Origin of the sequence: Streptomyces sp. NPDC050263 (assembly GCF_040655955.1) — a bacterium.
Taxonomy (GTDB): domain Bacteria; phylum Actinomycetota; class Actinomycetes; order Streptomycetales; family Streptomycetaceae; genus Streptomyces.
The window spans coordinates 12533-31883 of the sequence record NZ_JBFAKW010000113.1; the positions used below are offsets into that span (position 1 = coordinate 12533).

Annotated in this window: 19 protein-coding genes and 1 pseudogene; 6 read left to right on the forward strand and 14 right to left on the reverse strand. The window is 71.1% G+C overall.

All coding sequences use genetic code 11. The annotated features are described in order from the left end of the window. Positions 1-76: 76 nt before the first annotated feature. The 11 genes from fbaA to AB0J04_RS35335 all read right to left on the reverse strand — a co-directional run bounded on the left by fbaA (position 77) and on the right by AB0J04_RS35335 (position 9985). On the reverse strand, positions 77-1108 hold the full coding sequence (gene fbaA / locus AB0J04_RS35285) for a class II fructose-bisphosphate aldolase (protein WP_363172688.1): 1032 nt from the start codon (positions 1106-1108) through the stop codon (positions 77-79). A 154-nt stretch (positions 1109-1262) separates the two neighbouring features. Continuing rightward, positions 1263-1817: an orotate phosphoribosyltransferase gene (gene pyrE, locus AB0J04_RS35290; protein WP_363172689.1), complete on the reverse strand. Its 555-nt coding sequence runs from the start codon at positions 1815-1817 to the stop codon at positions 1263-1265. A 10-nt stretch (positions 1818-1827) separates the two neighbouring features. Continuing rightward, positions 1828-2625 (reverse strand): aldose 1-epimerase, encoded by a 798-nt coding sequence (locus AB0J04_RS35295; protein WP_363172690.1) that lies wholly within the window; start codon positions 2623-2625, stop codon positions 1828-1830. 59 nt (positions 2626-2684) lie between these two features. Continuing rightward, positions 2685-3491 carry an SRPBCC domain-containing protein gene (locus tag AB0J04_RS35300; protein ID WP_363172691.1) on the reverse strand — a complete coding sequence of 269 codons (807 nt, stop codon included), beginning with the start codon at positions 3489-3491 and terminating at the stop codon, positions 2685-2687. A gap of 140 nt (positions 3492-3631) precedes the next feature. Next, entirely contained in the window at positions 3632-5281 is a 1650-nt protein-coding gene (locus tag AB0J04_RS35305) for a polyamine aminopropyltransferase (protein WP_363172692.1), read from the reverse strand. Between the two features lie 62 nt (positions 5282-5343). After that, positions 5344-5874, reverse strand: a complete 531-nt coding sequence (locus AB0J04_RS35310) for a DUF2617 family protein (RefSeq protein WP_363172693.1) — start codon at positions 5872-5874, stop codon at positions 5344-5346. Between the two features lie 388 nt (positions 5875-6262). Continuing rightward, positions 6263-6544, reverse strand: a complete 282-nt coding sequence (locus AB0J04_RS35315) for a hypothetical protein (protein ID WP_363172694.1) — start codon at positions 6542-6544, stop codon at positions 6263-6265. Positions 6545-7046: 502 nt separating this feature from the next. Beyond that, positions 7047-7250 carry a DNA-binding protein gene (locus AB0J04_RS35320; RefSeq protein WP_363172705.1) on the reverse strand — a complete coding sequence of 68 codons (204 nt, stop codon included), beginning with the start codon at positions 7248-7250 and terminating at the stop codon, positions 7047-7049. 178 nt (positions 7251-7428) lie between these two features. Continuing rightward, entirely contained in the window at positions 7429-7884 is a 456-nt protein-coding gene (locus AB0J04_RS35325) for a hypothetical protein (protein ID WP_363172695.1), read from the reverse strand. Positions 7885-7898: 14 nt separating this feature from the next. Next, the gene (locus AB0J04_RS35330) at positions 7899-9314 is read right to left on the reverse strand and encodes a HAMP domain-containing sensor histidine kinase (RefSeq protein ID WP_363172696.1); all 1416 of its coding nucleotides are present in this window, start codon (positions 9312-9314) and stop codon (positions 7899-7901) included. Continuing rightward, positions 9311-9985, reverse strand: a complete 675-nt coding sequence (locus tag AB0J04_RS35335; RefSeq protein ID WP_363172697.1) for a response regulator transcription factor — start codon at positions 9983-9985, stop codon at positions 9311-9313. Before AB0J04_RS35335 ends, AB0J04_RS35330 begins: the two co-directional genes overlap by 4 nt. A 220-nt stretch (positions 9986-10205) precedes the next feature. On the opposite strand from AB0J04_RS35335, the gene AB0J04_RS35340 reads away from it, so the two are divergent. From AB0J04_RS35340 to AB0J04_RS35350, 3 genes are all read left to right on the forward strand, one after another. Continuing rightward, the gene (locus AB0J04_RS35340; protein ID WP_363172706.1) at positions 10206-11585 is read left to right on the forward strand and encodes a M1 family metallopeptidase; all 1380 of its coding nucleotides are present in this window, start codon (positions 10206-10208) and stop codon (positions 11583-11585) included. Between the two features lie 175 nt (positions 11586-11760). Continuing rightward, entirely contained in the window at positions 11761-11907 is a 147-nt protein-coding gene (locus tag AB0J04_RS35345) for a hypothetical protein (protein ID WP_363172698.1), read from the forward strand. Positions 11908-12646: 739 nt separating this feature from the next. Further along, positions 12647-13843 (forward strand): pyridoxal phosphate-dependent aminotransferase, encoded by a 1197-nt coding sequence (locus tag AB0J04_RS35350; RefSeq protein ID WP_363172699.1) that lies wholly within the window; start codon positions 12647-12649, stop codon positions 13841-13843. 222 nt (positions 13844-14065) lie between these two features. Here AB0J04_RS35350 and AB0J04_RS35355 read toward each other — a convergent pair whose 3' ends face one another. From AB0J04_RS35355 to AB0J04_RS35365, 3 genes are all read right to left on the reverse strand, one after another. Beyond that, entirely contained in the window at positions 14066-14815 is a 750-nt protein-coding gene (locus AB0J04_RS35355) for a UPF0158 family protein (protein WP_363172700.1), read from the reverse strand. 117 nt (positions 14816-14932) lie between these two features. Next, positions 14933-17023: a hypothetical protein gene (locus tag AB0J04_RS35360; RefSeq protein WP_363172701.1), complete on the reverse strand. Its 2091-nt coding sequence runs from the start codon at positions 17021-17023 to the stop codon at positions 14933-14935. Positions 17024-17254: 231 nt separating this feature from the next. Beyond that, positions 17255-17809, reverse strand: a complete 555-nt coding sequence (locus tag AB0J04_RS35365) for a Uma2 family endonuclease (protein WP_363172702.1) — start codon at positions 17807-17809, stop codon at positions 17255-17257. 359 nt (positions 17810-18168) lie between these two features. On the opposite strand from AB0J04_RS35365, the gene AB0J04_RS35370 reads away from it, so the two are divergent. The 3 genes and pseudogenes from AB0J04_RS35370 to AB0J04_RS35380 all read left to right on the forward strand — a co-directional run. Further along, on the forward strand, positions 18169-18426 hold the full coding sequence (locus tag AB0J04_RS35370) for a type II toxin-antitoxin system prevent-host-death family antitoxin (protein WP_363172703.1): 258 nt from the start codon (positions 18169-18171) through the stop codon (positions 18424-18426). A gap of 10 nt (positions 18427-18436) precedes the next feature. Further along, positions 18437-18697 (forward strand): Txe/YoeB family addiction module toxin, encoded by a 261-nt coding sequence (locus AB0J04_RS35375; protein ID WP_067029017.1) that lies wholly within the window; start codon positions 18437-18439, stop codon positions 18695-18697. A 75-nt stretch (positions 18698-18772) separates the two neighbouring features. Next, a pseudogene (locus AB0J04_RS35380) lies at positions 18773-19123 on the forward strand (aminotransferase class I/II-fold pyridoxal phosphate-dependent enzyme); the annotation flags it as partial. Positions 19124-19351: the final 228 nt, after the last annotated feature.

Below are 19351 nucleotides of genomic sequence, written 5' to 3' on the forward strand. Positions count from 1 at the left end.
GAGCCCGGCGCCGTCGACAGACGGACGCCGGGCTCACCGCACAGCGGCTGACAGCGACTACAGGACGGCCTCGGGACTACTTGATCTTCTGGCCCGCCGAGCGCAGGTGCTGCGTGGCCTCGGTGACCCGCGCGGCCATGCCCGCCTCGGCCAGCTTGCCCCAGGTCCGCGGGTCGTAGGTCTTCTTGGAGCCGACCTCGCCGTCGACCTTCAGGACGCCGTCGTAGTTGCGGAACATGTGGTCGGCGACGGGACGCGTGAAGGCGTACTGCGTGTCCGTGTCGATGTTCATCTTGACGACGCCGTTCTCCAGCGCGATCGCGATCTCCTCCGGGGTGGAGCCGGAGCCGCCGTGGAAGACGAAGTCGAACGGCTGGGAGCCGGCCGGCTTGCCGTACTTCGCGGCGATGCCCTCGTTCAGCTCCTTGAGCAGGTCGGGGCGGAGCACGACGTTGCCCGGCTTGTACACGCCGTGGACGTTGCCGAAGGACGCGGCCAGCAGGTAGCGGCCCTTGTCGCCCAGGCCCAGCGCCTCGACGGTGCGCACCGCGTCGTCGACCGTCGTGTACAGGGAGTCGTTGATCTCGTGCGAGACGCCGTCCTCCTCACCGCCGGTGGGGGTGATCTCCACCTCGAGGATGATCTTCGCGGCGGCGGTGCGGGCGAGCAGCTCCTGCGCGACGGAGAGGTTGTCGGCGAGGGTCTCGGCCGAGCCGTCCCACATGTGCGACTGGAACAGCGGGTTGCGGCCGGCCTTCACGCGCTCCTCGGAGATCGCGAGCAGCGGGCGGACGAACCCGTCGAGCTTGTCCTTGGGGCAGTGGTCCGTGTGCAGGGCGACGGTGACCGGGTACTTCTCGGCGACGATGTGCGCGAACTCGGCGAGGGCCAGGGCGCCCGACACCATGTCCTTGCTGTACTGGCCGCCCGCGAACTCCGCGCCACCCGTGGTGACCTGGATGATGCCGTCGCTCTCCGCCTCCGCGAAGCCGCGCAGAGCCGCGTGCAGGGTCTGGGACGAGGTCACGTTGATGGCCGGGTAGGCGAACTTGCCTGCCTTCGCCCGGTCGAGCATCTCGTTGTAGACCTCGGGGGTTGCGATGGGCATCTGTCCGCTCCTTGGTATGTGCGGGTTGGCGATCTGCGTACTGGCGTACTACGGCCCTGACCTAGACCTTGGGGTGCGACGTCATCGTCGCCCCCATCTTTCCAGACCTGCGCGAATGGTCCACGACCTGTCCACGCCTCACCCGGATCCGGGCTCAGTCCAGACCGAGCTCGTCCTTGGAGAAGGCGAACAGGTAGGGCACCCCCGCGCCCTCGCGGATCTTCTCGTCGGCGCCGGTGGCCCGGTCCACGATGGTCGCCACGGCCACCACCTCGGCGCCCGCCTCGCGCACGGCCTCCACGGCGGCCAGCGGCGAGCCGCCGGTGGTGGAGGTGTCCTCGACGACCAGCACGCGCCGGCCCGCGATCTCCGGACCCTCGACCCGGCGCTGGAGCCCGTGCGCCTTCGCCGCCTTCCGCACGACGAAGGCGTCCAGCTTCCGTCCGCGCGCGGCGGCCGCGTGCAGCATGGCCCCGGCGACCGGGTCGGCGCCCATCGTCAGCCCGCCGACGGCGTCGAACTCCAGACCGTCGGTCAGGTCGAGCAGCACCTGCCCGACCAGCGGCGCGGCCTCCCCGTCGAGGGTGACGCGGCGGAGGTCGACGTAGTAGTCCGCCTCCAGACCCGACGACAGGGTCACCTTGCCGTGCACCACGGCCTTGTCCTTGATCTGTCGCAGCAGCGCGCCGCGTGCATCCACGTCCGTCATGCCCCTCAGCTTAGAGGCGGGTCCAGGACCAGGTCGTGGTGGCCTCCAGCGGCTCCAGCATCGTGACCAGGCGCGGGAGGGTGTTCAGCCCGTCGGGCGGGCCGGTCTGCGGCTCCACGCACACGGCCGCCTCCTGCTCGTCGTAGACGACGACCCACTCCTCGGGGCTGGTCACCCTCAGCGCCAGCTGCCCGGGCCAGGTGAGGGTCACGTCGACGCCGCCGGGCATGCCGAAGCAGTCGTCCCAGGGGCCGGGCTGCGGCGCGACGCGGTTGCCGGTCGGCAGATGGTCGTCGCCGCGCTCCTCCTGCCAGGCGGGGTCGAAGGCGACCGCCACGTCCTGGCCGTCCTTTCCGCCCAGGTTGCGGTTGAACCAGGGGTGCCAGCCGAGCTGCGCCGGGAAGGAGGAGTCCCACGTCTCGACGGCCATACCGATCGTCAGGGCGTCCTCGGTCAGCGCGATCTCCTGGGTGACGCGGCCGGCGTAGGGCCACGGCTCCACCAGTTCGTACGTCAGCACGACGTCGTCCGCCGTGTGCCGCGCGACCTTCCAGGCGCCGTCGCGGGCGGTGCCGTGGATGGCGTTCGGCGCGGCGTTGAGCGGCATCTGGTGGACGGCCCCGCCGTCCCGGAACCGGCCGTCGCGGATCCGCCCGCACCAGGGGACCATCGGGAAACAGCCGAACCGCTCGCCCTGGCGCAGCAGTTCGAGGCCGCCGACACGCAGCCCACCCACCCGGCCGCCGTTGCCCGGCTGCACGGTCACCTCCGCGTCACCCGCGGTCAGCGTGATGTCTTCGTCACTCACGGGACGACCCTACTGGGGCCGTCAGGGCAAGGCCGCCGCACCTGCGCTGCGGGGCCGTCCTAGCCGCGTCGGCGCAGCGCCCTGCCGACCACGATGGCCGACGCGACGACCAGCGCGGCCGCCGGGGCCGCCCAGCGCAGCGTGCTGTTCGGCACGACGGTCTGCGGGGCCGGGACGGGCGCGTAGCGGCCGCGCGGTGGAGCGTGGTCCACCTCCTCCGCGCTGCGCCCGATCATCGTGCGGCGCGCGTGCGCGGCCTCGGCGGGCGGCTGGGAGGGGCCGGTGAGGTCCTCGAAGACGGTCTCGGGGACGCTCTCGGGGGTGTCCTCGGGGATGCTCTCGGGGGCGGCGGGCTCGTCGACGCCGTCGACCGCGTCGCCCCGGCCGGCGTCATCGACCTTGTCGGTCTCGTCGGTCTCGTCGGGCTCTTCGGCCGTGTCCTGTGCGGCGCCCGTTCCCAGGTTGGCCGCGAAGCGGTTCAGCAGCCGGGCGATCGCCGAGCCGACCGCCTCCGGGGGCAGCTCCGCGACCCGGCCGTCCGCCGTCGCCGTCCCTTCGAAGTGGAGGGTCGTGCCGGAGTCGGCCTCGCGCAGCCGCAGGGCGAGGGCCAGTTTCACCGAGCCGCTGCCGCGGACCTCGGTCGCGTCGCCCGCCACGGCGTACGTGCCGTCCTCGCGCGGCGAGACGCGGACCGCGCCCCGGTAGGTGATGGTGTGGCCGCCGATCCGCACCTTCAGCCGCCCGGCGACGGGCTCGGTGCCGGCGTCCTGCTGGAGGCCGGGGACCGCCCGGGCCACCTGCGCGGGGTCGGCGAGGGCCGCCCTCAGCCGCTCGGCCGGAACCGGAACGAACACCTCTTGCTCCATGAGTGCGGAGCCTACCCAGCAAGGGCCGGAAAGCACCTGCCGAAACCGGGATTCGGGTACCTCGGCCGCCGCCCGGTGGTACGCGTCAACACGTCCTCGGTACCGCCTCGGTACCGGCTGAGTACCGCCTCAGTACCGCCTCAGTACCGCGGATGCACCAACGTGGAGGGACTGACTCCGGTCACCCGGGTCTCCTCCGCCGCCCGGGCGTCCGCCGCCAGGGCCGCCTGGGTCAGGGTGCGCGGCGGGTGTCGGTGGTGGTCGAGGCTCAGGAGGGGGCGGGTGTCGGCGGTGGCCAGGACGAAGCCCCAGTCGCGGGGCGCGCGGGCGGCGTCGGCGGTGCGGTCGGGGCCCGCGGCGAAGCCGGTCTCGCGGCCGTCCACGCGGTAGGGGGCGGTGTGCAGGCCCGCCGCGCGCAGCGTCGCCTCGACCGTCCAGAACACGCGCGGCCGGGTCGCGACCGGGCCGGCGTGCACGACGAGGCGGCCGCCGGGGGCGAGGGCGCGCCGGGCGAGGCCGTAGAACTCCTCGGAGTAGAGCTTCGTGCTCGCCGTGATGCCGGGGTCGGGCAGGTCGGCGACGACCACGTCGTAGGTGGCCGCGGGCGCCCGGCGCAGCCAGTGGAAGGCGTCCTCGGTGGCGACGCGGACGCTTCGGTCGCCGTAGACGTGCTCGTTGAGGCGGGACAGGGCCGGGTCGGTGCGGGCCAGCCGGACCAGGCCGGGGTCGAGTTCGACGATGTCGACGCGGCGGACGTCGGGGTGGGTGAGGACCTCGCGGGCGGCCAGGCCGTCGCCGCCGCCGAGGATCAGCACGCGCGCGTGCGGGCCGTTCATCGCGGGGTGGACGAGGGCCTCGTGGTAGCGCCGTTCGTCACGGCCGCCGACCCGGAGGCGGCCGTCGAGGTAGAGGTCGAGGGGGCGGCCGTCGGCGCCGCCGGTGAGGACGATCTCCTGAACGCCGGTCCGCACCGCCACCCGCACGTCGTCGCCGTACACCGCCTGGCGCGCGGCCCGTTCGAAGTCGTCGACGAGGACGGCGGCGGAGGCGAGGACGCCGAGGACGGCGAGGTTGGCGACCAGCAGGAGGCAGCGGGCCCGGCAGGTGAGGTCGCGGCGGAAGAGGCCCAGCACCAGGGCGGCCCCGGCCACCACGTTGACCGCGCCGGTCAGCAGGGAGCTGGTCAGCTGGCCCAGGAACGGCAGCAGCAGGAAGGGGAAGGCGAGGCCGCCCACCAGCGCGCCCACGTAGTCCGCGGCGAAGAGGTCGGCCACCGCGCCGCCCGCGTCCTGGCGGCGGATGCGCTGGATGAGCTCCATGAGGAGGGGGACCTCGGCGCCGATGAGCAGGCCGATGGCGAGCGAGAACCCGACGAGGAGGAAGCGGGAGCCGCCCGCCCACAGGCCGCCCCAGTCGCCCGTCCAGGCGAACATCGCGTAGAGCGCCATGGCGCTGCAGCCGCCTACCAGGGCGAGGGTCGCCTCCAGGGCGCCGAAGCCGGCCGCGGCGAACCGGCGCAGCCGTTTGGCGGCGAGGGAGCCGATGCCCATCGCGAAGACCATCACGGACAGCACGACGGAGGCCTGGGTGACGGAGTCGCCCATCAAATAGGAGGCGAGGGCGACGAGTTCCAGTTCGTAGACGAGACCGCAGGCCGCGCAGACGAACACGCACGCGAGGACCAGGAGGCGCCCGGTGTCCGGCCGGACGGGAAGCCGCGCGGGCCCGCGCCAGGGCGGCGCCCCGTCCGGCCGGACACCGGGCGGGGCTGGCGCGTACGGTTCCATCACGACTGCGACGTTACGTCACGGCCGTCACACGCTTCGTCACCCACACGTGTGGAACCTGGGCCTCAAACCCTTGACTCCGCGCTGGTTCGCGCGCGCACGCCGACCCGGGTTCTGGTCGCCACCAACTGGCCGTCCTGGGGGTAGGCGTGCCAGGTGCGCCAGTGCACCTGGCCCTCGTGGTGGTGGGCGAGCAGGGCGGTGAAGGCGTGCGGGCTGCCCGGGAAGACGCCGGCGAGGCCGTGCGGATGCTCGGAGACGAGGGCCAGGAGTTCCTGCGCGCGGCCCGCGAACTGGCCCGGCGAGAGCACTTCGACGCGCGCGGCGAACTCGTACTCCCAGTCGCCGACCCGCTTGGCGACGCCCAGCGGGAGGGGGGTACTGCTGCCGGGGATGCAGGCCACCGTCTCCGAACAACAGCCCTGCTCCTCCTCCAGCAGCACCTGGTGCGATGCGCCGAGCAGTCTCAACTGCAGTTTGGCACCGGACAGTTCGAGGTCGAGGGTGGCGAGGGCGGGCAGCGGTTCGCGCCCCAGTGCCCAGGCGAGATCGGCCGCGCGCGTATCGGTGTAGGAGGTGTTCAGGGTCGTGAGCATGGGTCGGCTCCGCGGAGAAGCAAAGAAAAGAGGGTAGGTACGGCGCACCCCGGTCGACACCGGGGAAACGGCCCCGGTCAGCCCGGTCTGTGAAGGTCCGTCCGCTCGGGACGTCCGAAGGGGTCCGAGGGGCTGCGTTGGTGTTTTAGAGGGAATCATGAACTGTGGTGCCGCCACAGCGTTTTTACCCAACTTCGTGGGGTTTCCATCCCTCGGGGGGCTCCACAGCTCAACTGTTCAACCACGGCGTGCGCCGGGCGGGCCGGCACGCCCCCTGCGCGCCCGCCACATGCATATACCTCGTGCATGGTGCGACCGCGGAGCCCGTGGTCGGTCGGGCCCCGCGGTCCGGATGCGGCTCCCCCCGCGGGAGCTCAGCTGCCCCGTGTCAGCTGCCTCCACCGCATCCGCCGCCTCCGCCGCAGGACGACCCACCGCCGCAGGAGTGGCCTCCGCCGTGCCCGCCGCCGGAGTCGCCGTCGCCCCCGCCGGCCCACCAGCTGCCGCCGTCGCTGCCGGTCGCGCCCGCACCGGCCCCGCCGGAGCTCCCGGAGCTGCCGCGCGAGCGGCCGCCTCGGTAGGAGCTCGTGGCGCTGCGCCTGCGGGCGTTCGTGAACAAGGCCGCCACGAACAGGATTCCGATCACCGCCAGGATGATGCCGAAGATCATGGCGTCACCCTCCTTCCGTGTCCCCCGAAGCGACCCCCCGTGGGCGCCTCGCGTGGTGCGTCGGCCCCACGTGAACGGGGGATGCCCGCCCGTCTCGACCGCCAAAGCAGAGTTGAGGAACTTCAGAGGGTTCTCTCGGGGAAACGGCCCCTGACCTGCGCAGAGGGGCAGGTCAGGGGCCTTCCGTGCCTCACTGGGCCGTCTGTGGGCCGTGATCTTCCTGGGAGAGGTGCTGAAACACCGAGTCGACGGCACGACGGGCGCGCTCGCGGCTGTCGGGCATCAGGTGGGCGTACACCCGCAGCGTCAGTCCCGGCGCATGCCCTTGCCGTGCCGATCGCTCTTGACGCGGACGGTCTTGCCGTCGGCGCCGGTCTCGGTCTTGAACCAGCGGTCTTGGATGTGGCCTGCCATGTGGGGCGTGGTCCCTTCCGGGCATGGGGCGGGGCGGGCCACGGCGTGGCCCGCCCCGGGAAGTTGGGTGGTGTGGGGTGCGGAGGCCTTAGGCCGCGTCGTCGCGGGCTGTGCGTTCGGCCTCCCACGCCTGTACGGCGGCGGGGTTGAAGCGGAGGCAGCGGCCGACGCGGAAGCCGGCCGGGCCGATGCGCTCACGTCGCCGCTGATAGACGGTCTCGACGCTCGGGAGGCTGAACATGGTGACCAGGTCTTCCGCGGTGAGGTAGCGGTCTGGGAGTCCGCCGCGCAGGAGAGCGCGCGGGTCGGTCGGCTTCGGTGGTCATGGCTGGTGACTCCTCATGTCCGTGGCGGGGTGGGTGAGGTGTCCTGCGGTGGGTTCTGGTGTCGTGGGTTGAGTGCGGAGCCTGTGTGTGTCCGAGGTGCGGATTTCTGCGTCATTGCGTCATCAGCGTCACAAAGCAGCGCAGTCACTTGAACAGCGGGCAGGTCCGCTTCTCCTCCGACTCCGGCGTGGGCTGGACAAACTGGACCTGCACCTTCGTCTCCTTCGACCGGCCGCTTTGCACATGCACCCCCAGCGCCGTGCACACGATCTGGTCGACGCCGCGCGGCGTCACCTCGTCGATGGTCAACGGCACCATGAGCCGGATCATGACGGAGGTGGTGGTCACCACCACCTGCCTTGTCCCGACCGGGGCGATCTGCGTGCGCAACCCCGAATCACCCGGGCCGCTCAGCAGCAGCGACACCGCATCGGAGACCGTGCCCAGCCGTCCGGTCCGCCGCAGCTGCGGCTCGAGATCGCCGTCGGCGCCGATGAAGTAGAGCGTTGCGCCGGGAGCGACACCGGTCGGCGGCTCGCCCGCCTCACCCACCCCGGAGGGCTGGATGCCGCAGCCCGTGAGCAGCACGGACAGCAGCACCCACCAGATCCGTCTCACGGCTCCTCCCGATCGCGGGGCAGTGTCAGTACGAAGCACGCGCCGCCCTCGGCCGCCGGACCGGCGGTGAGGTCGCCGCCGTGCAGGCGGGCGTTCTCCAGGGCGATGGCCAGCCCGAGCCCGCTGCCGGGCGTGCGGGAGCGGGCGGTGTCGGCCTTGTAGAAGCGATGGAAGACGTGCGGCAGAACGTCCGCGGGCAGCCCGGGGCCGGCGTCGGTGACGGTGGCTGTGACGTGCCCGGAGTGGGTGGCGAGGTGCACCCGCACCGGAGGGGCGCCGTGCCGCAGGGCGTTGCCGACGAGGTTCGCCATGACGACGTCGACCCGGCGCCGGTCCACGCGCAGGTGGATCTGCTCGGGCGCCACGACGGCGACCCGACCGAGCCAGCCTCGCGCGCGCAGGCAGTCATGCACGGCGGCGGCAAGGTCGACGTCCTCCATCCGCAGCCGCGCGGTACCGGCGTCGAAGCGGGAGACCTCCATCAGGTCCTCGACGAGACGGACGAGCCGGTGGGTCTCGTCGATCGCCAGCTGCGCGGACTCCTGAGCGTCGGGATCCGGTTGGTGGTCGGCCGTGGTCGCCAGCACCTCCACGACGGCCGTCAGGGTGCTCAACGGTGTGCGCAGTTCATGGGAGACGTCGGCGGCGAACCTCCTGGCGTCCGCCTGCATGCGTGCCATCGTGTTCATCGACTGCTGCAAGGACTCGGCCATCTCGTTCACGGTCACGCTCAACTGGGCCAGCTCGTCGGCGCCGACCCGCGGCGACCGGGCGTCGAGGTCGCCGTTGGCCAAGTTGCGTGCGGTGTCGCGCAGTTCGCGTACCGGCCGCAGCACGCTGCGCGCGGCGAGCAGTGCCAGCAGCGCCGCCAGCGGCAGCGCCAGCGCGGCGGTCCGGGCGGCCGAACCGGTCAGGTCGTCGATCTGTCGTTCGATGCCGTCGAGGTCGCGCACGGCATACACCTCGATTCCCGAGGGGGTGCGCGTTCCGTCCTGGGCGGTGAAGAGGACGGGCATGCCGACCAGCAGCCGCGTCCGGCCGTCGGTCCTGATCCTCTGGGTGACCAGACGGCCGTCGGCGTTGACCGCGGTGCGGACTTCGGCGGTCACGAGACCGGCTGTGGGCCCGTCGGCCGACCGCAGGCTGCGGTAGGTCACGAGGGTGTCGGGCCCGACGGCCGCACGCAGCCGGTCGAGTGCGTCCCGGTCCGGTGGATACGTCAGCTCCGGTGCGACCGCTTCGACCCGCCCGGTGACGGTCTCGGTGAACCGCTGCTCGCTGGAGGTGACGAGCGCCTCGCTCGCCGACCGGGCGCCGGACCACGCGGCCATGCCGGCACCGACCATCGTCACCAGCACGAACGCGACGAGCAGCCGGGCACGCAGTCCACGCAGCCACCGCGGGCCCGTCATGCCGGGCCGTACCGGTAGCCGAATCCGCGTACGGTCTGCACGTACTCCGGAGCCGCGGGATTCTCCTCGATCTTCGCCCGCAGGCGTTGGACGCAGTTGTCGACCAGCCGGGAGTCCCCGAGGTAGTCGTGCTCCCACACCTGCTCCAGCAGCTGCTGCCGGGTGAAGACCCGGCCCGGAGCCTGGGAGATCGTCAGCAGCAGCCGCAGTTCGGTCGGGGACAGCGGCACCGGAGCGCCGCGCAGGTGGACCGTCAGCCCGACCGTGTCGATCCGCAGGTCGCGGAAGGTACGCACGCCGTCCGCAACACCGCCGCTGCGGCGCAGCACGGCGCGGATGCGGGCATCGAGCACCGTGGGCTGGACCGGTTTGATGACGTAGTCGTCCGCCCCGGCCGCCAGGCCGGTGACCACGTCGAAGTCGTCGCCAAGCGCGGTCAGCATGATCACCGGGACCTCGCCCGACGACCGGATACGGCGGCACACCTCGAAGCCGTCCATTCCGGGCAGCATCAGATCGAGGACCACGAGATCGGGACCGGACTCGACCAGCTGACGCAGCCCTTCCTCGCCGGAGTCCGCTGTGAGCACGTCGTGACCGTGCCGGCCCAGCGCGAGCTGGAGCCCGCGCCGGACCCTGGGATCGTCCTCGATGAGCAGAATCGCCGACATCCGATCATTGTTGCTTTCCGCAGCGGCATCCCCCCGCGATCGCGGCGAGCTGCGACATGAACGCGACATTGTGGGGACGTGGGTCGGACGCCCTGCGGCGACGGTGATGGTCATGGAACGCATCTCGAACCAGGACTCAGCCAGTACGACGCACGCCGGGGCTGCGACTCGGCGGCATGCCCGCGCCGGCCGGCGCAGGAGGCGGCAAGCGGGCTTGGCCGTGCTCGCGCTGACCGGTGCCGTGGCAGTGACCGGCACGGCCGTCGGCGCCCAGGGCAAGGACAGCGCCTCCGGCCCCTCGGGGGCGAGCGACGCCCCCGGTGCCACCGCCTCTGGTGCGCCTGGTGCAACCGGCTACGACGTCACCGGCTACGACGTCACCATCGACTACAAGCCGGACGGCAGGACGCTGCACGCCGTCACGGTGATCAACGCGAAGGCGAAGAGCGCCCTGAACAGCCTCACCCTTCAACTCGACGGACCCCAGGTGCGGTCGGTCGAAGTCGACTCGAAGAAGGCACAGTTCGCCACGAAGGGGGAAAAGGACCTCACCGTCGAACCGGCGAAGACGATCCCCAAGGGCGCCGCTTTCCGCGTGCGCGTCGCATACGACGGAACTCCCGGACCGGGGTGGATGCCCACCGAGTCGGGCGGCGCGAGCGCGATGATCGGCAACGCCGACGCGTGGTTCCCCGCCCACCAGGATGCCCACGACAAGGCGGACTTCCGCCTCACGGCGACCGTGCCCAAGGGCTGGGCAGTGGTGTCCATCGGGCGCGAGACCCCGCCCTCCGGCCCGTCGGACACCACGTTCCGCTGGTCGGAACCCGCTGTCGACCCCGCACAGGTCGCGGTGACGATCGACCGCCTGGCCATCGAGCGATCGGAACTGGCCGACGGCACGCCCGTGGTCAACGCGTACGCGCCGGGACTCCGGGAGTCGACCAAGCCCCTGGCCGACCGTCTCCCGGAGATCATCGACTTCCTCTCGGACAAGTTCGGCCCGTACCCCTACTCGTCGGCCGGCAACGTCTTCGTGAACGTGAACGACGACGGGCCCGGAACCGCGCCGGCGACCCGGCCCGTCTATCTCGGCGCAGGCAACGCCGAGTTCATGAACCTCGACGTGGTCGTCCACGAGCAGGCACACCAGTGGTACGCGAACTCGGTGACCCTCGCCGCGGACGAGGACTCCTGCCTGAGCGAGTGTTTCGCCTCGTACTCCACCTGGCTGTGGGACGAGGCGAAGGACGGCGTCGATCTCGACTCCCGCTACCGCGAGCAGGTGGAGGAGCACAAGGACGACGCAAGCTGGTGGCAGAGGCTCTACACGCCCGGCAGGCCGGCGGGGATGAGTATCTACACCAAGGGACCGCTCGCTCTCCACGCACTGCGCCAACTGATCGGCGACGCCGCGTTCAACCGGACGATCAAAGAGTTCCCGCAGAAGCAGCGCGGCACGTACGCGAGGTGGACCGACTTCGAGTCCTTCGCCGGAAAGAGCAGTGGCCAGGACCTCACCGGTTTCTTCAAGGCCTGGTTCCACGACGAGGGGATTCCCTCGGACGAGTACCTGTGGCCGGGAGAGCTGAAGCCCTGAGAGGGCTGTATATGAGTGCATAAATGGCCGGTCGGCGGCCATGGGCGTGCTGGGCTGGTCGCCGCGAGCGAGCGCAAGCCCCGCAAGACCGACCTGTCCGATGAACAGTGCCACGGTGTTGTAGTCCGGCGTGTCGTCAGGTCCCACGACGCGGAAGACATCCAGGATCGAGTGCGTGCCGGCCTCCTGCACCAACTCGTCATCCCACAACTCCTCCAGCGATCGCGGACGAGGCTCTCGCTCCTCCTCCGGCCGCTGGCGGTGCGGCTACGTCCACCTCTTCGTCAACAAGAACATCAAGCTCTACCGAGCGGACAAGTAATGGGCCGCCTGCGGCGGCTGACACCAGCGGCGACACCAACAAGCGCGAACGGCAGCAGTCGAAACCGGACCCCATTGAACGATCACCCGAGGCACAGAGGCGGTTGGTCGACGTTGGTAGACCCCTGTGATCGACCTGATAAGGATGAGGCCACAGGTTCAACGGCAGCGACCGCCCAGACCCGTGCCCCTCGCGTGCCCGATCGACCGGTAACCAACGGGGAACAGCGGTGTCTCGCGGACACCGAACAGCACAACGGCCCCCGACCTTGGAGCGATCGTTCTTCGTGAATCCAGACGAGAACGCGCAGTCACTGATCGACACGTTTAACGACAACGCGGCATCCGGCTACAAGGAGATCTACGAGGTCATCCAGTAGCGGATCACCTGAGCGACAGAAGGCACCGTCATCCGACTGCCACGCCGTCTTGAGGGTTCTTGCAGGTCATGGGCCCATGCCGTAGCGCTGAGCGCTTCTCTGTCCACAGATAGCCAAGGGGCCTCCGGAGCCGTGTGCGCCATGGCTCGGGACGGCAATGGGGCAGGGACGCCACACGCCACGGACGGCCCACTCTCCGGCGGGCTGGGCCGTCTGTGGGCCGTCCGAGGGCGGCCAACGACGACAGATGACGACAATCAACGACGGCCCTCCCCCTGCTCAGCGGCGGCGCCGTAGATGCCGGCACAGGTGCGCTCACCCCCGAAGGCGAGTTGAGGAACTCCAGAGCTTCGGCGCAGGATGGCGGGCATGACCTCCACCGCACGCCCCTTCCTCAACCGCCGTCTCGCCGAGTTCGGGACGACGATCTTCGCCGAGATGTCCGCCCTCGCGCTGACGACCGGCTCGATCAACCTGGGCCAGGGCTTCCCGGACACGGACGGCCCCGAGGAGGTCCGCGAGGCGGCCGTGCGGGCGCTGCGCGACGGCCGCGGCAACCAGTACCCGCCGGGCCCGGGCGTGCCCGAGCTGCGCACGGCGATCGCCGACCACCAGCGCCGCCGCTACGGCCTCTCCTTCGACCCGGACACGGAGGTCCTGGTCACCGCCGGCGCCACGGAGGCCATCGCGGCCACCCTGCTGGCCCTGCTGGAGCCCGGCGACGAGGTGGTCGCCCTGGAGCCGTACTACGACTCCTACGCGGCCTGCATCGCGATGGCGGGCGCCACACGCGTGCCGGTCACGCTGCGCCCGGACCCCGAGCAGACCCGGTTCCGTCTCGACCTGGACGAGCTGCGCGACGCGGTCACCGACCGCACCCGGCTGCTGCTGATCAACACCCCGCACAACCCGACCGGGACGGTCCTCACCCGGGCGGAGCTGACGGCGATCGCCGAGCTGGCGGTGGAGCGGGACCTGCTGGTCGTCACGGACGAGGTGTACGAGCATCTGGTCTTCGACGAGGCCGAGCACGTGCCGCTGGCGACGCTGCCGGGGATGCGCGAGCGCACGGTCACCATCGGCTCGGCCGGCAAGACGTTCTCGTTCACCGGCTGGAAGGTCGGCTGGGTTACCGGTACCGCAGAACTCGTGACCGCCGTGCGCTCCGCGAAGCAGTTCCTGACGTACGTGGCCTCCGGGCCCTTCCAGTACGCGGTCGCCGAGGCCCTGAGCTTGCCGGACAGCTACTTCGAGGGGTTCCGCGCCGACATGCGGGCCAAGCGCGAACTGCTGGCGGGCGGCCTGGAGCGGGCGGGCTTCAAGGTCTTCCGCCCGGCCGGCACGTACTTCATCACCACCGACATCCGGCCCCTCGGCGAGAGCGACGGTTTGGCCTTCTGCCGTGCGCTGCCGGAGCGTTGCGGGGTGGTCGCGATCCCCAACGCGGTCTTCTACGACCACAGCGAGCAAGGCGCACCCTTTGTCCGCTTCGCGTTCTGCAAGCGGACAGGCGTGCTGGAGGAGGCGGCCTCCCGGCTCAAGACCCTGGCCGCCTGACAGCCACAGACGTACCAGGAGATGTACCGGCCACACGGCCTGGTTGCGCCGAGCCGCCGTGCACCCGCACTCCACTGCCGCCTGGGCGACCGGGACACCGGTGATCGGCAGTCGTATCACGCAGCCCGCCTGTCGGCGTGCACGCTTCCATCAGCGATCAATCGGCGCCGCCAGGCCCGGTGACAGCGCCCCCGGATCATGCAGGACAGGGGCCGCGAAGAGTCATACCGGCCCCGAAGGATACGAACCCGAGCTGGGCTCCACGAAGAAGGTGATGTGCGGGCGGTAGCCCTCCTCGGCCAGCCAGGCGCGGACCCGGCCGCGCTGTCGCTCATCGCGGAACCGGTGGTACCGGCTCCAGGAGCGCTCGTCACCAGCGAGGACGTCCTTGAAGCGCCGGAAGGCGCCTCGCCCGCCGATGGCGATCCGCAGCCTGTCGGCAAGGGCTGCGTCCTCGGCCTCTTCGATGAACAGCTCCATGTCCCGGTAGCCGGCCCGGGACCCCAGAGCCGGCACGTACAGCCATCGCTCGGGATCGTCGTCCTCCTCGGCCGCGGGCCCAGGCCCCGGCTCATCGGTGAACGCAGGCAGGCACTCTCCGGTGGACAGATCGATCCGGCCACCGGACTCGGCCGGGTCGCCCTCGAGCAGCATGGCGAGCATCTCCAGATCGACCGCGAGCGGGCGCAGGAGGGGGATCGCCGCGTCTCCCGTGGCCGCGCGCAACCGGTCCGCCAGCTCCTCATCGCCCCGGAAGCCGCGCTCCTGGAGCGCGCCGAGGAACGAGGCCGCCATCTCCGCAGCCCCCGGCAGGCCCTGCGCCGCGGCGGCCCCGGCCACACCATCGCCGGCCAGCTGCAGCACCTCACGCACGGGGCCACGACGCAACGCCGCGAGCAACGCCACACCATCCTGCGCGTGGAGCGCGCCACGCAGGGCCCGCAGTCCGCCCTCGTCCCATCCCTCAGCCACGCCCCCGACGGTAACGCGCCACCGAGGACGTACGACGCCGGGACCCATCGGTTTCCCTCCGCCCGGCTCCGTGCCAGTGCCGGCGCATCCGGCGCCGGGGGAGGCGGTGTTGCCCGGTCAGCGGCGCCGCTTGCGGCCGCTCTTGCCTGAGGGGGACCGCCGAGCCTTCCGGGCGCGGCCGACGCGGGCGCCGCGGGTACCCAGTGCCCGGGCCGCCAGCTGCCTGAGCTCGTCGAGTCCGGCCCGGTCCGGGTGCGCGGAGTCCAACGCGGCGGCAACCGCGTCCCTGGCCTGGGAGCCCTGGGCGCGCAGCATCTCCTCGGCTCCGTCCCCGCCGCCCGCGAGCTCCACGAGCTGAAGCAGGCTCTCGGCGAGCACCAGCAGAGACTCTGCATCGGTCATGTCCTCTGGGGACAGCAACTCACGATGCGCCAGCGCGTTCAGCGCCAGCGGCGCCAGCTGTGTGTCTCGCCGCAGCGTGCGCAGCAGCCGCTCGCCCTCACCGTCCGGCAACGCCGCCGCCAGCACGTCGAGCATCGCCTGCGCACGCGTGCGGAAGGTCATGGTCCTCACGGCGTCGGTCAGTTGCCGCAGGGCACCTTCCCGCTCGCCGCGGGCCGTGATCCAGCCGGTCAGCTCCACGCGGGCGGCGTCCGGGTCGTAGTCCTCGGCCAGCGCCCCCAGCAGGCCGGCCGCCGACGCGTGGGCCAGTTCACCGACCAACGGTGCGTCCCTGCCGGCCGCCAGCAGCCGCTGTCGTACGGCCCGGGTACCGAGCTCGGTGAGACGGATGAGTTCGACCGGCCCGGCGGTCATCTCCTCTCGCCGGGCATGGGCACGCTCCCGCGCCGCCGGGTCCGTTGCCGCCCCCGCGACGCCCAGCAGCTCGGCGAGCTCCGGCGGCATGTCCGCGAGCAGTTCGGGACCGGCATCGGAGAGGTCGATGTCGAGGAACACCGGATCGGCCATCCCACGGTCACGCTCGATCGCTCCCAGGTCGTCCAGCAGGTCGAGCACCGCGTGCAGATCCCGGTCGGCGTGCTCGAACCACATCCGGTGCTGAAGGTCCGACCCGGCGTCGAGCTGGAAGGAACTCCGATAGACCAGGTGTACGGTGTCGCGCAGCCGCGGCCAGGGCATCGGGTACGGCAGGCTGTAGAGGGTGTTCAGCACGTCGTCCAGGACGTGCTCGTAGACGTCGAAGAGCATCGACTCGATGTGCCAGCCGCTGCGTGCCCCGATCAGGGGCTGCCGCAGCTCGAAACACGCGTCGAAGGCGCGCAGCCACAGCTGGAGCGGGTCGGCCAGCACCGGCCGGGCCTTGGTCACCGCGTACAACCGCCCCTTGACCACCCGGACCAGCCGTGCCTTCTTCGCCCACTCCACCAGCAGTCCCAGGCGCGGCAGGTCGGCAGAGGAGCGCACTCCCTCGGTCTTGTCGCCGGTGCCGAGTGCGTCCACCAGCTCGCGGGCCTCCGCCAGCCGCAGCCGTCCCGTCGCCGTCACCGGGCGGCCGCCCTGCCCCGCCCATTCGGCGAGTCCGCGCAACTGCGCCACGGTCGTCGACGCCTCGGCCCGTCGGCGCAGTTCGTCGTCCGGGGGAAGCACCACGGGCAGTTGCGGCTCGGCCCGGTCCCCGTCGGACAGCACGCGGCCGGTCAGCCGCCGTTCCATGATCGCGGCGAGAGCCTGCTGGTCGTAGGCGACCTCCCCGCGTCGCGCTTGGTCCGCGAAGCGCTGAAACGCCGCCCCGTCCTGGACGTCCACGCCCTGCTCCGCGGCCGTCATCGCCCAGAACTTCGCCAATCCCCAGCGAGTGCGGTCCGTCATCGCCGCCAGATGCTGTTCCGCGACCCTGTCGACCGCGGCAAGGGAATCCTGGAGCGAGGGGCCGCGCGGATCCGCCAACTGTGCGGCGTGCAGATAACGCAGCAGCGTGCGCAGTGTGCCCGGGGCGTCGGCGCGTTCCTCTCCGGGTAGCTCGGTGACCTGCTGGGGAAGCCAGGAGAGCAGTAGCTCCTCCACCTGGCGCGACTCCCACAGCCCCAGTCGGCCGTCGGCAGTCGCCAGGTGCCGGTAGTCCAGCGCCGTCTCGGCCAGGAACCCGTCCACCGGCAGCCCCTGCTCCCCGGCCCACCGGACCAGGCGGTCGACCAGCAGCCCACGCGCCGCCTCGAACTCCTCCTCGGCCTCGGGTTCGAACCGCATCCGCATGAAATCTCGCCCACCTGTCTGCAGCAGTCGTTGCCGTGCCACGCTATCGCCGAACCGGGGCCGGCAACTCGGCCGAGGACAAGCGGGCCCGCTACCTCAGGGCAGTACGTGGTGGTTGTCGCCCGCAGCAACCGCGGCTTCGAACCTCCTCGCGGCGAACCGGACTTCGTCGCACGGACTCACGCCCCAGAACGGCACGGGCCTGACCAACGGGGGAGTCCCTCGTCAGCGGGCGTCCGCCTCGGGCTCCGGGCGCGGGAGTTCGTCGAGGTCGAGGGTGAAGGTGCGGCCGTCGGCCAGGGGGATGGGGAGCTTGCCCGTGCCGTACTTGTGGGTGTGTGCGGCGATGTAACCGGTGGCGGTCGGCTGGGTGTGAAGGACGACTTCCTGGGCGTAGGGGTCCACGACCAGGTAGATCGGGATGCCGTAGCGGCCGTACTTCGCGGTGCAGTCGTCGTAGTCCTTGCGCGCGGAAGAGGTCGAGACGACCTCGGAGATCAGCAGGACGTCCTCGAAGCTGTAGCGCTTGCCTTCCTTGCGCGCGTCCTCGCGCAGGATCGCGAGGTCGGGGGCGGAGTTCTCGTCGGCGGGGAAGTCGATATGGACGTCGGAGGTGACCTTCGCGTGACGGCCGAGGGCAAGAGCGGAGTCGATCTGCATCGACCTGATGGTGCTGGAGTGCTCTTCGCTCTGCGGGGTCATGATCACCTTTCCGTCGGCCCCGAACAGGACCGTGTACCCCTTGGGGAACTCGGTGTGCACGATCGCGTCGACGCTCATGGACGGCTCCTTCCCGCGTGTGGTCAGGATACGACGGACAGCGCCGCGTCACCGAGCCCGTCGGTACGGCCGCCAGACCGGTCCGGACAGGTTGTGCGGCCCGCTCACCGCCGGTGCCGGAGATCCGCAGCGGGGCCTGTCGCGCGGCATAGGAATAGGTAGGCCGACTTCGTCCGCTCGGCGAGTCCGACGGTTTCGCCTGACCGCCGCCCGACGGGGCGGCCGTCACATCCCTCTTTGCCTGCCGTCCCGCCACGGAACTCTCCTGCCAGGAACCGCCCGGTGACGGCCGTCATTCTGCCGCTTGCCACACCACAGGCGTCGACGTACAGTTTCTTGTACGTCAAGGAGGGTTGATCGTGAAGACCATGACCTATTCCGAGTCGCGCGCGCGGTACGCCGAGGTGCTCAACTCCGTCACCGACGACCGCGAAGAGGTCGTCATCACCCGGGCCGGACACGAGCCGGTCGTCATCGTCTCCCTTGAGGACTACGAGTCCCTGAAGGAGACGGCGCACCTGCTGCGGAGCCCGGCCAACGCGCGGCGCCTGCTCGCGTCCATCGACGAGCTGGAAAGCGGCGGCGGCACCGTACGCGAGCTGGCGACCGACGAATAAGGGCCGCAAGTTGAAGATCACCTTCTCCTCCCGTGCCTGGGAGGACTATCTGTGGTGGCAGCTTCAGGACCGGAAGATCCTGAAGCGCATCAACACGCTCATCGCGGACATCGCCCGGAACGGCAACGAGGGGATCGGCAAACCGGAACCGCTCAAGCACGGGTTCCAGGGCTACTGGTCGCGCCGTATCAACGACGAGCACCGGCTGATCTACAAGGCCACCGAGGACGGCGTCCTGATCGCACAGTGCCGCTACCACTACGAAAGCTGACAGGACTCAAGAATCGAGCACAGACCCTGCCGGTCCAGGCATCGCACAGTGATCATGTGTGAACACGGCGCCGCCTGGGTGACGGCGGCGCCCGCGCTGGTCACGGCCGTGCGCTCGGCGAAGCAGTACCTGACGTACGTGGCGTCGGGGCCGTTCCAGTACGCCGTCGCCGAGGCGCTCGCGCTGCCGGACAGCTACTTCGAGGCGTTCCGCGCGGACATGCGGGCCAAGCGCGACCTGCTGGCGACGGGGCTCGCGGACGCCGGGTTCGAGGTGTACCGGACGGCGGGCACGTACTTCATCACCACCGACATCCGCCCCCTCGGCGCGACCCTGTCCAAGGAGGGCGACGGCTTCGCCTTCTGCAAGCGCGCGGAGGTCCTGGCCGACGCGGCCGAACGGCTCCGCAAGGCATTCGCGCGCTGACCCCGCCCGCTCACCGCCGCCCCACGTTTTGCCGGTTCTTGCCGCATCACCGCCGCCAGCAGGGGTTTTCCCCTGCGTCGCGCGTGCGGCGCGGTACACACACCCCATCCCTACCTTTGACATGTCCACTCCGGAGCTAGTGCCGCGGCAGGCAACGTTCGCCCCGTCGCGACGCCCGGCACGCACTCTCGCCGCACCGGCCGAAAGCCCAAGTACGTCCAGTACGAG

What these genes read in the sequence shown, in the direction of transcription:
- AB0J04_RS35310 (WP_363172693.1), bottom strand. Translation starts at nt 5,874, where the DNA reads ATGCTCACGACCCTGAACACCTCCTACACCGATACGCGCGCGGCCGAT.
- AB0J04_RS35330 (WP_363172696.1), bottom strand. Translation starts at nt 9,314, where the DNA reads ATGACGGGCCCGCGGTGGCTGCGTGGACTGCGTGCCCGGCTGCTCGTC.
- fbaA (WP_363172688.1), bottom strand. Translation starts at nt 1,108, where the DNA reads ATGCCCATCGCAACCCCCGAGGTCTACAACGAGATGCTCGACCGGGCG.
- AB0J04_RS35335 (WP_363172697.1), bottom strand. Translation starts at nt 9,985, where the DNA reads ATGTCGGCGATTCTGCTCATCGAGGACGATCCCAGGGTCCGGCGCGGG.
- AB0J04_RS35360 (WP_363172701.1), bottom strand. Translation starts at nt 17,023, where the DNA reads ATGCGGTTCGAACCCGAGGCCGAGGAGGAGTTCGAGGCGGCGCGTGGG.
- AB0J04_RS35350 (WP_363172699.1), top strand. Translation starts at nt 12,647, where the DNA reads ATGGCGGGCATGACCTCCACCGCACGCCCCTTCCTCAACCGCCGTCTC.
- AB0J04_RS35365 (WP_363172702.1), bottom strand. Translation starts at nt 17,809, where the DNA reads ATGAGCGTCGACGCGATCGTGCACACCGAGTTCCCCAAGGGGTACACG.
- AB0J04_RS35300 (WP_363172691.1), bottom strand. Translation starts at nt 3,491, where the DNA reads ATGGAGCAAGAGGTGTTCGTTCCGGTTCCGGCCGAGCGGCTGAGGGCG.
- AB0J04_RS35315 (WP_363172694.1), bottom strand. Translation starts at nt 6,544, where the DNA reads ATGATCTTCGGCATCATCCTGGCGGTGATCGGAATCCTGTTCGTGGCG.
- pyrE (WP_363172689.1), bottom strand. Translation starts at nt 1,817, where the DNA reads ATGACGGACGTGGATGCACGCGGCGCGCTGCTGCGACAGATCAAGGAC.